Annotated in this window: 12 protein-coding genes; 10 read left to right on the plus strand and 2 right to left on the minus strand. The window is 30.8% G+C overall.

Annotated elements, in window-relative coordinates; all coding sequences use genetic code 11:
- Positions 1-39 precede the first annotated feature (39 nt).
- The gene (gene guaC / locus BDW31_RS06260) at positions 40-1,017 is read left to right on the plus strand and encodes a GMP reductase (protein ID WP_037551339.1); all 978 of its coding nucleotides are present in this window, start codon (positions 40-42) and stop codon (positions 1,015-1,017) included.
- Positions 1,018-1,031: 14 nt separating this feature from the next.
- Positions 1,032-2,057: a CAP domain-containing protein gene (locus tag BDW31_RS06265; RefSeq protein WP_033080039.1), complete on the plus strand. Its 1,026-nt coding sequence runs from the start codon at positions 1,032-1,034 to the stop codon at positions 2,055-2,057.
- Between the two features lie 223 nt (positions 2,058-2,280).
- On the opposite strand, the gene lexA is transcribed toward BDW31_RS06265, so the two are convergent.
- Positions 2,281-2,904, minus strand: a complete 624-nt coding sequence (lexA, locus tag BDW31_RS06270) for a transcriptional repressor LexA (RefSeq protein ID WP_053024687.1) — start codon at positions 2,902-2,904, stop codon at positions 2,281-2,283.
- 142 nt (positions 2,905-3,046) lie between these two features.
- Here lexA and sosA point away from each other — a divergent pair, with 142 nt between their 5' ends.
- From sosA to sbcC, 7 genes are all read left to right on the plus strand, one after another.
- The gene (gene sosA / locus BDW31_RS06275; protein WP_033080041.1) at positions 3,047-3,280 is read left to right on the plus strand and encodes a DNA damage-induced cell division inhibitor SosA; all 234 of its coding nucleotides are present in this window, start codon (positions 3,047-3,049) and stop codon (positions 3,278-3,280) included.
- Positions 3,281-3,403: 123 nt separating this feature from the next.
- On the plus strand, positions 3,404-3,637 hold the full coding sequence (locus tag BDW31_RS06280) for a DUF896 domain-containing protein (RefSeq protein ID WP_016931078.1): 234 nt from the start codon (positions 3,404-3,406) through the stop codon (positions 3,635-3,637).
- Between the two features lie 103 nt (positions 3,638-3,740).
- A complete protein-coding gene (gene tkt, locus BDW31_RS06285; RefSeq protein WP_110709352.1) occupies positions 3,741-5,729 on the plus strand; it encodes a transketolase in 1,989 nt (662 codons plus the stop codon).
- Between the two features lie 220 nt (positions 5,730-5,949).
- Positions 5,950-6,192, plus strand: coding sequence for a YneF family protein (locus tag BDW31_RS06290; protein WP_011275855.1), 243 nt, complete (start codon positions 5,950-5,952; stop codon positions 6,190-6,192).
- A 158-nt stretch (positions 6,193-6,350) separates the two neighbouring features.
- Positions 6,351-6,818 carry a CcdC family protein gene (locus tag BDW31_RS06295; RefSeq protein ID WP_033080043.1) on the plus strand — a complete coding sequence of 156 codons (468 nt, stop codon included), beginning with the start codon at positions 6,351-6,353 and terminating at the stop codon, positions 6,816-6,818.
- Between the two features lie 603 nt (positions 6,819-7,421).
- On the plus strand, positions 7,422-8,546 hold the full coding sequence (gene sbcD / locus BDW31_RS06300; RefSeq protein WP_037551344.1) for an exonuclease subunit SbcD: 1,125 nt from the start codon (positions 7,422-7,424) through the stop codon (positions 8,544-8,546).
- A 4-nt stretch (positions 8,547-8,550) separates the two neighbouring features.
- On the plus strand, positions 8,551-11,586 hold the full coding sequence (gene sbcC / locus BDW31_RS06305) for an exonuclease subunit SbcC (RefSeq protein WP_053024689.1): 3,036 nt from the start codon (positions 8,551-8,553) through the stop codon (positions 11,584-11,586).
- A 54-nt stretch (positions 11,587-11,640) separates the two neighbouring features.
- Here the strand turns inward: sbcC and mscL are convergent, their stop codons facing one another.
- Complete coding sequence (gene mscL, locus BDW31_RS06310) at positions 11,641-11,994, minus strand: large conductance mechanosensitive channel protein MscL (RefSeq protein WP_033080045.1); 354 nt, start codon at positions 11,992-11,994, stop codon at positions 11,641-11,643.
- Positions 11,995-12,183: 189 nt separating this feature from the next.
- Here mscL and BDW31_RS06315 point away from each other — a divergent pair, with 189 nt between their 5' ends.
- Entirely contained in the window at positions 12,184-13,821 is a 1,638-nt protein-coding gene (locus tag BDW31_RS06315) for a BCCT family transporter (protein WP_037570793.1), read from the plus strand.
- Positions 13,822-13,832: the final 11 nt, after the last annotated feature.

Consider the following 13,832-nt stretch of genomic DNA (forward strand, 5'->3'; position numbering starts at 1 on the left):
TTTTACTTAATAAATATGATTGTATAGGGGCTAAAAAGTATGAAAATTTTTGATTATGAAGATATTCAATTAATTCCAAATAAATGTATAGTTGAAAGTCGTTCGGAATGTGATACAACTGTTCAATTTGGACCTAAAACGTTTAAGTTACCTGTTGTGCCAGCGAATATGCAAACTGTTATGAGTGAAGAATTAGCGCATTGGTTCGCTAAAAATGATTATTTTTATATTATGCATCGATTTGACGAAGCAGCTCGTATTCCATTTATTCAAAACATGCAAAAAGACGGATTGTTTGCTTCTGTTTCTGTAGGTGTTAAAGCAAATGAATTTAAGTTTATTGAAGAATTAGCTGACAAACAATTAGTTCCTGAATATATTACGATTGATATAGCTCATGGTCATTCAGATTCAGTTATTAAAATGATTAAACACATAAAAAAATATATTCCAAAAACATTTGTAATTGCTGGAAATGTTGGTACGCCAGAAGGTGTTAGAGAACTTGAAAACGCAGGTGCAGATGCAACTAAAGTTGGTATTGGACCAGGTAGAGTTTGTATCACAAAAATAAAAACTGGTTTTGGCACTGGTGGTTGGCAATTAGCAGCATTAAATATTTGTAGTAAAGCAGCGCGTAAACCTATAATCGCTGATGGTGGCTTAAGAACACATGGCGATATTGCTAAATCAATTCGATTTGGTGCAAGCATGGTAATGATAGGATCTCTATTTGCGGCTCATGAAGAATCACCAGGTGAAACTGTTGAATTAGACGGCAAACGTTATAAAGAGTATTTTGGTAGTGCATCTGAATTCCAAAAAGGTGAACACAAGAATGTTGAAGGTAAAAAAATGTTTGTTGAACATAAAGGATCATTAAAAGATACTTTAGTTGAAATGCAACAAGACTTACAAAGCTCGATTTCATATGCAGGTGGAAAAGATTTAAAATCATTAACTACTGTCGATTATGTTATAGTGCGAAATTCAATTTTTAATGGGGATAAGGATTAAAACTTGAGTGGTAGGTGTATGTTATTAAAAAATTTCTTTTATTTTCTTTGGTGTTATTAGTTGTAGCTTTATTCATACCATTAAAGGAAAATCAAGCACTAGTAAAATTTCAGAATGACGTAAGAAGTAAAGTTCAGCAAGTTATGAATCAAGATTCGAGTTTAAAAAGCAATTCGCTCAAAACACCTACAAAACAGGACTTTGCTATTAATAATATTCAGATGAATATGTCTAAAGACAAAGTTGAAAATCAATTGGGGAAACCTAAAAGAGTAACATCTAATGAATATGGCACTAAATGGTATACCTATTACAATAATGATTACGATAATTTCATAATGGTTAGCTATTTAGGAAATAAAGTCAATGCTTTATATAGTAATCAAAATGTTATTACATCTAAATCTAAGGTGAAATATAACACCCCTAAAAATGTTGTTGAGGATAGACTTGGTAAACCTTTAAAGGAAATTGTTAAAGGTAGATACCGTGTTGATATAAGTAGCGATGAGTATGATGTTTTCCATGAAGATAATATTTATACAACTGTTTTTTATGATAAACATAATGACAATGGAGTTACTGCATTACTTCAAGTTAGTGACGCCATGGAAAAAAGGTTGACTCAACATTACGGTGCACCATCTTCAACATTAGAACAAAGCTTTGAATATCAAAATTATGATTTAGTTAATTCTGAGCGTAAACAGCATGGGTTGAATACACTTAGTTACTCGAAAAATGTGTCCAATACAGCAAGAAATCATAGTGAAGACATGGTAAAACAAAATTACTTTGATCATAACAATTTAGATGGTGAATCTCCTTTTGATCGATTAAAAGATGATGACATTGATTTCAATGCGGCAGCTGAAAATTTAGCGTATGGGCAACAAAATAGTATATTTGCTCATGAGGGCTTAATGAATTCACTTGGTCATAGAAAAAATATATTGAATACAAATTTCAGTACGCTAGGCGTAGGCGTTGATTTTAATGACAAACGACAACCATATTGGACAGAAAATTATACGGGTTAAGTGTTTTAATGCGACTTATTAAGGGTATCTTTTAGTTGATAAGGAAGTTGATATTATGACAACTAAAGATGTTAGTAAACTAGATATTCTAGATAAGGTTAAAGAAATTTTAAATAAAAATGAAAAACAAAAGAACTAGCAAAGTTTACATTGTAGACTTTGCTAGTTCTTTGTATATAGAAATATATAAGAGAGAGGTTAACGTAAATTTTAGAAATTAAAACTACAGTTCTCTGTATAAACCAATAACTTTACCGATAACAGTAACGTTATCAAGATAAATAGGATTCATTGTACTATTTTCAGGTTGTAATCTATAACGTGTTTTTTCTTTATAGAAGCGTTTAACTGTTGCTTCATCATCTTCAGTCATCGCAACAATGATGTCCCCATTTTCAGCAATGGTTTGGCTTCTAACTATAACTTTATCTCCATCTAAAATACCTGCCTCAATCATACTTTCACCCACGACATTTAAAATAAAGATATCACTATTGTGAGTTGATGTTAAGTGTTCTGGTAAAGGGAAATATTCCTCAATATTTTCAACTGCAGTAATCGGAATTCCGGCAGTAACTTTACCAATTACAGGAACATAAATTGTTTCCTCCATATTAACTGCATCGTTTGTTTGTTCGCTAACAATTTCAATGGCTCTCGGTTTCGTAGGGTCTCGTTTAATATATCCTTTTTCTTCTAGTCTAGATAAATGACCATGAACAGTTGAACTTGACGCTAACCCTATTGCTTCACCAATTTCTCGTACGCTTGGTGGATATCCTTTAGTTTGTACTACATGTTTAATATAATCGTATATTTCACTTTGACGTTTAGTTAATTCTCTCATATATAGGCACTCCCTAATTTTATTTAACTATATTATAGCACTGATTTAAATATTGAACAAACATTTGTTCGTTTTTATGTTGACTAAGAACAGGTGTTCTGATAAAGTATGTATACAAACAAATGTTCTAGAGGTGAAAGTAATGTTTAATAAATATAAAAATAAATTATTAACTAATATAGCTGTTGTATCAATATCTTGTGTTGTTTTTATAGTATTTTTCATGAATTTATATCATAACGCTCAAATGGAACAAACGTACGAAATAACTGACCATACTATTTCTAAAAAGGCAATTATTAAAGATGACAATAAGAACGTAAATACTACAAATGGGGAACAAAATGACTACAAAGTGTTCGCGTTTGTAAGATAATTATAAATTTGAGGTCTGTCAAAGCTATTTAAATGTTAATAGCTTTTGTCTAGACCTCTTTTTTGTTATATTCTATGAAGTAAAAGAGAAAATATTAATGGGAATATAGAAAGAGTGATAGTTATGTCTAATGATAATTTAAATATAGATAGAATTAATGAGCTTGCTAAAAAGAAAAAGGAACAAGGTTTAACTGAAGCTGAAGCTAAAGAGCAATCGAAATTACGTAAAAAATACCTCGAAGCATTTAGAAAAGGGTTTAAGCAACAAATTGAGAGTACAAAGGTGATAGATCCTGAAGGTAATGATGTGACACCTGAAAAATTAAAAAAGATACAAGAACAAAATAAAAATTAATAAATATTAGATTATAGTTCGTTGAGTTTAAACAATTATCAATTTCAATATTTTTAAGTTATAATATACGAAAGATGATTAAAGTCGAAGGGAAGTATTAAAGATGTTTAACGAGAAAGATCAACTAGCGATTGATACGATTAGAGCTTTAAGTATTGATGCAATCGAAGAAGCTAATTCAGGTCACCCTGGATTACCTATGGGAGCTGCACCAATGGCTTATACCTTATGGACACGCCACTTAAATTTTAATCCTCAATCTAAAGACTATTTTAATAGAGACCGTTTTGTATTGTCGGCTGGACATGGCTCTGCGCTATTATACAGCTTGTTACATGTTTCAGGCAGTCTTGAATTAGAAGAATTGAAGCAATTTAGACAATGGGGTTCTAAAACACCTGGACACCCAGAATTCAGACATACTGATGGTGTTGAAGTTACTACTGGCCCACTTGGACAAGGCTTTGCTATGTCTGTAGGTATGACTTTAGCTGAAGACCATTTAGCAGGTAAATTTAATAAAGATGATTTCAATATTGTTGACCATTATACTTATGTGCTAGCTTCTGATGGTGATTTAATGGAAGGTATTTCTCATGAAGCTGCTTCATTTGCTGGCCATAACCAATTAGATAAGCTAATTGTTTTATATGATTCAAACGATATTTCATTAGATGGCGAATTAAATAAAGCCTTCTCTGAAGATGTTAAGAAACGATTTGAAAGTTACGGTTGGAATCACATATTAGTAAAAGATGGTAATGATTTAGACGCTATCGATAAAGCAATAACTAAAGCCAAATCTCAAAATGGTCCAACCATGATTGAAGTTAAAACAATTATCGGTTATGGTGCTCCAAACGTGAGTGGTACTAATGGTGTTCATGGTGCACCACTAGGTTCAGATGAGAGAAAATTAACTTTTGAAGCATATGGTTTAGACCCTGAAAAACGTTTCAATGTGCCAGAAGAAGTATATGAAATTTTCCAAACAACTATGTTAAAACGTGCAAATGAGCATGAAGATGCATGGAAAGCATTACTAGAAAATTATTCTAAACAATATCCAGAATTAGCAGATGAATTTAAATTAGCTATTAGTGGTAAACTACCTAAAAACTATAGAGATGAGTTACCACGCTTTGATAGCGATCATAATGCAGCAACACGTGCTGATTCAGGTGAAGTAATTCAAGCATTAAGTAAATCAGTTCCGTCATTCTTTGGTGGTTCTGCTGACTTAGCTGGTTCTAACAAATCTAACGTTAAAGAAGCGACTGATTATGATAGAAATACACCTGAAGGTAAAAATATATGGTTTGGTGTACGTGAGTTCGCAATGGGGGCAGCTGTAAATGGTATGGCAGCACACGGTGGACTACACCCTTATGGTGCAACATTCTTTGTATTTAGTGACTACTTAAAACCAGCGTTGCGTTTATCAGCTATCATGGGATTAAATTCAACATTTATCTTCACACATGATTCAATCGCTGTAGGTGAAGATGGACCTACTCATGAGCCAATTGAACAATTAGCGGGCTTAAGATCAATACCAAATATGAATGTCATTCGTCCAGCTGATGGAAATGAAACAAGAGTAGCATGGGAAGTAGCTCTTGAATCAGAACAAACACCAACTTCTTTAGTATTAACTCGTCAAAATTTACCATATTTAGATGTAGATGAAGAGACAGTTGAACAAGGTGTTCGTAAAGGTGCTTATGTGGTTTTCGAAACTGAAACTAAACCTGAGTATCTATTACTTGCTACTGGTTCAGAAGTTAGCTTAGCAATTGAAGCAGCTAAAGATTTAGATAAACAAGGTAAAGGTGTACGAGTAGTATCAATGCCTAACTGGTTTGCTTTTGAACAACAATCAGAAGAATATAAAGAGTCTGTAATTCCTAAAGAAATTACTAAACGTGTTGCAATTGAAATGGCATCTCCATTAGGTTGGCACAAATATGTAGGCACTGAAGGTAAAGTGATAGGTATTGACCAATTTGGTGCAAGTGCACCTGGCGACTTAGTCGTAGAAAAATATGGTTTCACTAAAGAAAATGTATTAAATCAAATTCGCACATTTTAATATTAGATAAGAAATTAGAGAACTGAGAAGGCTTTCATTGGAAAGTCTTCTTTAATTTGAATGAGCAATACAAAATAATTTTTAAGTTAACTAAAAATAAGTATTACATTTGTTTAAGTATTTGTTATGATAACAGATGGATGCAGAATTACTAACTAGCTCTTGAAAATAGAATAGTAATTTAGTAAAATTCAGTAGGATATAGAAAGTGGGTGAAACAATGGCAACATGGTTAGCAATTTTATTAATCATTGTAGCGCTTATCGGTGGACTAGTTGGTGGTTTCTTTTTAGCACGTAAATATATGATGGATTATTTGAAAAAAAACCCACCTATTAATGAAGAAATGTTACGAATGATGATGATGCAAATGGGTCAAAAACCATCGCAAAAGAAAATCAATCAAATGATGACAATGATGAATAAAAACATGGATCAAAACATGAAAAGTTCAAAAAAATAATTTTTAAATGGATTGTAGTACCTTTAAGGTTTACAATCCTTTATTTTTGTAGTAAAACAACTTTAGTGTTATTAAAAAAGAAAAATATTTAATAATGTAAATAACATACAATGAGTAATAAAGAGTAAGAGTTTATGAATATATAAGAAGGTGTAATGTTGGCGTATTTAATTTTTTCTGTTGTATTTGCTTTATTTATGGGTATAGTAGTAATTTTTATTCGAATGAAAGCTCAAAACTTTCCTGTTAATGAAAAGAAAATTATATTACCACCATTTTTCATGGCTACAGGCGCGTTGATGTATGTGATTCCGTACTTTAGATTGACTGGTACTGAAATTTTAGAGTCGATTATTCTAGGTGTCTTATTCTCAACTGTTCTTATATGGACAAGTCACTTTGAGGTACACGGTACTGAAATTTATATGAAGCGCTCAAAAGCATTTCCAATCATTTTAATTTCCTTATTAATTATACGCACTTTAATTAAAATATTTATCAGTAGTAAAATTGATCCTGGTGAAATTGGCGGCATGTTCTTCTTACTTGCGTTTAGCATGATTGTTCCTTGGAGATTAGCAATGTTATATAAATATAAAAAGTTGAAAAGGTCAACTGTCAAATAATTGAATAATGATTTAAAAAATGATGTATTTTAAATTACTTTGAAAATTTTAGTAGAGCCTGGGACATAAATTAATATCTCAGGCTATAATTACATATTGGAAGTAGTTGAATGAATTAAAAATACACTTGTAACAAGCTTTTTTAATTCGATTCAACCTTGCCGGGCTGAGCGGGGCCCCAACAAAGAGAATTTCAAAATAAGAAATTCTACAAGTAATGCAAGTTGGGGTTGGGGCCCCAACAAAGAGGATTTCAAAATAAGAAATTCTACAAGTAATGCAAGTTGGGGTTGGGGCCCCAACAAAGAGGATTTCAAAATAAGAAATTCTACAAGTAATGCAAGTTGGGGTTGGGGCCCCAACAAAGAGGATTTCAAAATAAGAAATTCTACAAGTAATGCAAGTTGGGGTTGGGGCCCCAACAAAGAGGATTTCAAAATAAGAAATTCTACAAGTAATGCAAGTTGGGGTTATTAATAGCTGCTCAATAACATAGGTGGGACAATGAATTTAAATTAATCATTGTTCCATCTTTTTTAGTTTGAACAATAGTGTGATTCAAGATATAATATATACGAACAAACGTTCTAAAGGGAGGTCATTATGAAGGTTATTCACACTGCTGATTGGCATTTAGGTAAGATTTTAAATGGTAAGCAATTTTTAGAAGATCAACATTACATATTGAACAAATTTATTGATAATTTGAAGGAAGAGAAACCAGATGTTCTGGTTATTTCGGGTGATATATACGATACGTCTTATCCTAGTAAGGAGACCATTAGACTTTTTGAAGAAACGATTAAAACTATAAATGTAAATATGAAAATTCCTACAATTATAACCAATGGAAATCATGATGGTAGAGAAAGATTAAATTATGGGTCAACATGGTTTGAGTTTTCACAATTATATATTAGAACGCAACTAGAATTAATGTCTACACCTATAACTATTAATAATATTAACTTTTACACACTTCCTTTTGCCACTATTAGTGAAATTAAGGCTTACTTTAATGATGATGATATCAAGACATATGAGCAAGCAACCCAAAAGTGTATTAACCACATTTCGAAGATTATAGACCCTAATCAAATTAATATTTTAATTGGCCATTTAACCATAAAAGGTGGTAAAACATCAGAATCTGAAAGGCCACTTACAATTGGATCCGTTGAAAGTGTAGAAAGCGCTAACTTCCAAATTTTTGACAAAGTACTATTAGGACATCTTCATCATCCTTTTAGTATTACAGATAATATTGTTGATTACAGTGGTTCGTTATTACAATACTCATTTTCTGAAGTGAACCAGGCCAAAGGATACAAAAAATTAATGATTAGTTCAAAAAATGACATAAATACTAAGTTTGTACAATTAAAACCTTTAAGAGAGTTAGAGCAAATTGAAGGTGACTACTCGTCTGTTATACAAGGTGACGTTCCTGTGAAAAATAAGGACAATTATTTTCACTTCAAACTTAAAAATATGTCTCATGTCACGGACCCTATCATCCACCTTAAACAGATATACCCAAATACACTTTCGCTTAGTAATATCACTTTTGAAAATCATAATAAATCAACGTACGCAGATTTTAAAACTACAGATGATCCTACAATAATTAAAAATTTCTACAAAACAATTACAGATGAAGATTTAACAAACTATCAAGAGAAGAAAATACTTCAATTATTAAATCAAGTTATCAATAGGGAGGATTAAATAATTGAGACCAACTAAATTAATACTTAATAATTTTGGACCTTTCATACATGAAGTTATTGATTTTGAACAAATAAATAATGAACAGTTATTTTTAATTAGTGGAAAAACTGGTTCGGGAAAAACTATGTTATTTGATGGCATTGTTTATGCTCTATTTGGTAAGGCTTCTACAGAAGGTAGAAATGAGGGAGAATTACGAAGTCATTTTGCTGATGGTAAATCTCCGATGAGTGTAGAATATGAATTTAAAATTAACGATAAAAAATTTAAAATATCTAGACAGGCTGGATTTATTAAAGAGGGGAATACTTCTTTAACACCTGGTAAACTTGATGTTTTTGAATTTGATGAAGAAAGTCAGCTTTACGAACTACGAGAGAGTAAAATCAGCTCTGGTAATGGTTTTATCAAAGATTTGTTAGGTATCAACGCTGAACAATTCAGACAATTATTCATATTACCTCAAGGAGAATTTAAGAAATTTTTAGTATCTAATAGTTCCGATAAACAAAGTATTTTAAGAACATTATTCAATAGTATCCGTTTTGAAGAGATGCAAAATTTATTGTTAAATCAAGTTAAAGACGAGAAGAAGCAAATAGAATCACGTTATAGTCAGATTCAAATACTTTGGGAAGATATTGAAACATTTGAGAATGATGAATTAATTCAATTTAAATCTTTGAATAGTATGCAAACCAAAGACATTATTAATGCAATACCTCAGTTCGAACAAGTAGGTCAACACTTAAATGAAAAATATGAACAATTAAAATCTGAACACCATGATGCGCTTGAAGCTATTAAAAGAAAAATTGAAGAAAACAATAAATTAATAGAATCACTTAAAGAACTTGATCGAAATAAAAATAAGAAAGTGCAACTAGAAAAAAACAAAGTTAGTATTGAAAAATTAAAAGCTGAATTACGTAAAATTATGGAAATTAAACCCTTGAGTCAATTGTATAATCAAAGAAACGCAAAAGAACAAAAATATGAAAATACTAAGGTTAAGCTAAATTCTATTATTGAAGAGTTACATGAACTTAATGATAAATTAGAGAAATTTAAGAAAGAAAAAGAAATTTTAAATGTACAATCAGAAGATATTAACATTAAGTCTATATATATTGATAAAACTAAACAGTTTTATACAAACATAAATAAGTATCGTGAAGCTTTTAACGAAATTAAACAAAATGAAACATACTTAAAAGAGAATAATCAAAAGCAAGAAGAAAATAAGAATTTAATTGATAAATTAAATAATGATATAGCTAAAATAGATGTAAATAACGAGAATGTTGACGAAATAACCCAGGAGATATTCCAATTAAAAAACACTTTTGATAAGAAAGTGGCTTTGAGAGAAAATAAGGAAAAATACCAATCTTTAAGTCAAAAATACAACAAAACAGAGAAAAGTATAAAAAAGACTAAAGAACAAATTTCAGATTTAAAACTTCAATTAGAAAATATAGACAAGTCAAATATTGATTTAAATGATAAACAAACATTTGTTCAAGAAATTCAAAATGCACTTCATGTTGGAGATACATGTCCTATATGTGGTAATGAAATTGAGTCTCTCAATGAACATATTAATTTTGATGAAATTGCTAAGAATCAAAATTTAATAAAAGAAGTTAATAATCAGTTAAATAAAAAAATAAATGAGTTAACTAAACTTGAAACCACTTCTGATTATATTAGTAATCAAATGAGTGAGTTAGAAATAAATGATGATGAAATTAGTGATATAGACGAAATAGAACAACAATTAAGAACTAAAAATAAGGAAAAAGAAAAACTACAAATTCAAATTAAGCAACGTGAAAAGTTTAAAAGTGCACTAGATAAGCATAAAGATATTAATCATAGCTTACAAATTAAGCATGAAAAACTTTTATCATTGAAGCATCAATTTGAAACACTAATAAAAGAATTTAAAAGCTACACTAATTATGATGAAACTAATAAATTTGAACAGTGCTTTAAGCAATATGAACAAATAGTAACTGATTATGTATCTAAGAACGAAGTATTAGAGAAAGAAATAAATCAAACAAAACAACAAATTGAAATCGAAACAAATAATTTAAACAATAATCAATTAGTTATTAAAGAACTTGAACAAGAAATTAGTGGTCATAGCGATGAAATTAATCAAGAAATGAAGCGAATTGGACTAAATTCATACAAAGATGTTGAAATTTTATTATCTAAGTTAGACAACAAAGAGCAAATTGAAATGAAAATTCAGCAATATGAGCATGATCATCAAAAACTTACTTTAGAGATTGAACGACTATCTCAACTTACAAAAGACAATAAACCTGAATTGGTTGAAAAATTGGAAGCTACAAAAACTGAAATTGAATCCAACTATAATAAGTACGTTGAAGCGAGTGCTACAATTCAATATCAAGTACAGAAAAATAAAGACAAATTTAATAGTATAATGGATTATATAAATTATTTAGAGAAAGAATTAAAAGAACAACAAGAAATTTTTGAATTATCAGAGGTACTATCAGGAAAAAATAGTAAAAAATTGACGCTTGAAAACTATGTGCTTGTTTATTACTTAGAACGAATCATCCATCAAGCAAATATTCGTTTAGAACGTATGAGTGGGGAAAGATATCAGCTAAAAAGAAGAGAATCTATATCTCATGGTTATAGTGGTTTAGAAATTGAAGTGTTTGATTTTCATTCAAATAAATCTAGACATATTAGTTCATTATCAGGTGGTGAAACGTTCCAAGCATCTCTAGCTTTAGCGCTAGGATTGAGTGAAGTGGTTCAACAAGAATCTGGTGGTATTACCCTTGAGTCGATGTTTATAGATGAAGGCTTTGGTACGTTAGATCAAGAAACATTAGAAACTGCTCTAGATACTTTGGTTAAATTAAAAACTTCAGGCAGGATGGTTGGTATCATATCTCACGTTAGTGAACTTAAACAACGCATTCCATTAATACTTGAGGTAACATCGAATCAATATCAAAGTCAAACTCGATTTAAGTGGAACTAAAAAAGACCGTATGGCAAAATTAATACAATATTGCCATACGGTCTTAAATTATGATTATTTAGCTCTTAACAAATCGCGAATTTCTGTTAATAAAACAGTATTTTCTTCGATTTCTTCTTCAGGCTCTTCTTTCTTCACTAAAGTATTTGCGATTTTAACAAATATAAATAGTGCGATTGCTACAATTATAAAATCAATAATTGATTGGATAAATAGGCCATATTTAATTCCCCAGAATTCCCAATCTTTAGCAAAATCGACAGAACCGAAAATTTTACCAATTAATGGCATGATAATGTATGTAACTAATGATGTAACAATTTTATTGAATGCTGCACCCATAACTACAGCGATTGCTAAATCTAGCACATTACCTTTAAGAGCAAACTCTTTAAATTCTTTAAACATAATTCAATACCTCTCACATAAGAATAAAATATATTATACAACATATAAAAATTTTAGTAAATGTTTAATTTAAAAGAAATTTGATATTGTATAAAGGCTTTGTTATCCTTTAATATATCATCTTAAATTACTTCAATAGTTATTTCAAACTAATTTTTAAATTTAATATGGGAAAGGAGTAAGTAAATTATGAATTCTTCTTCTGAAGAAACAAAACAAAACAAGAAGTTTTCATCGGTTTTTATTTACGGTGCTATCGTAGTAGCCATTGTTGTATTAATCGGTGCATTTTTACCTGAGCAATTTGGTAAAATTACAGGCGACATCAGTAGTTGGATTACTGAAAAGCTTGGCTGGTATTACTTGATTTTGACTACTGTAATAGTGTTCTTTTGTATCTTTTTAATTTTTAGTCCAATCGGTAAACTTAAACTAGGTAAACCTAATGATAAACCTGAATTTAATACTGTTTCATGGTTTGCGATGTTATTTAGTGCCGGTATGGGAATAGGTTTAGTGTTCTACGGTGCAGCTGAACCTATGGCAGATTTTGCCTCACCACCTAATGCTGATCCTAAAACTACTGAAGCATATACAGAAGCATTACGTTCTACATTTTTCCACTGGGGATTCCATGCTTGGGCTGTATATGGTGTAGTTGCATTAGCTTTAGCTTACGCACAATTTAGAAAAAATGAACCAGGTTTAATTTCACGTACACTACGCCCTATTTTAGGTGACAAAGTGGAAGGACCTATAGGAACAATTATTGACGTTCTTTCAGTATTTGCGACTGTTGTAGGTGTAGCCGTTTCACTTGGTATGGGTGCGTTACAAATTAATGGTGGACTTCATTATTTATTTGGTGTTCCAAATAATGTATTGGTTCAATCTATTATAATTGTCGTAGTTACAATATTATTTCTTGCTAGTGCATGGTCTGGTTTAAGTAAAGGCATTCAATATTTAAGTAACTTAAATATTGGTTTAGGTACTGTTTTAATGATTATTGCTTTAATTGTTGGACCTACTGTACTTATTTTAAATATGTTTACTAGTTCAACTGGTAGCTTATTAAATACATTCTTATTCAACAGTTTTGACACTGCAGCTTTAAATGGTCAAAAACGTGAATGGATGTCTTCATGGACCCTTTATTATTGGGGTTGGTGGTTAAGTTGGAGTCCATTCGTAGGTGTATTTATTGCACGTGTGTCTAAAGGACGTTCAATTCGTGAATTTATCTCAGGTGTTTTACTAGTACCAGCAATCGTAAGTTTCTTATGGTTCAGTGTATTTGGTGTGTTAGGTATCGAAACAGGTAAAAAACACCCTGAATTATTTAAAATGACACCTGAAACTCAGTTGTTCGGTGTATTCCACCACGTTCCATTAGGAATAGCATTATCATTTATAGCATTAGTACTAATTGCTTCATTCTTTATCACATCTGCCGATTCAGCTACATTTGTGTTGGGTATGCAAACAACATTTGGTTCTCTTGAACCTTCTAGTGCTGTAAAAGTAACATGGGGTGTTTCTCAATCATTAATCGCATTCATCTTATTACTAGCAGGTGGCGGAAACGGTGCTGACGCATTAAATGCTATTCAAAGTGCGGCAATTATAAGTGCGTTCCCATTCTCCTTTGTAGTTATAATGATGATGATTAGTTTCTATAAAGATGCAAACCAAGAACGTAAATTCTTGGGATTAACACTTCAACCAAACAAACATAGACTTCAAGATTATGTTAAATATCAACAACAAGATTATGAATCTGATATTTTAGAAAAGCGTGAATCAAGAAGAAACGCTGAAAAATAATATGAAGTCAT

Source organism: Staphylococcus sp. AtHG25 (genome assembly GCF_003217445.1).
Lineage (GTDB): Bacteria > Bacillota > Bacilli > Staphylococcales > Staphylococcaceae > Staphylococcus > Staphylococcus haemolyticus.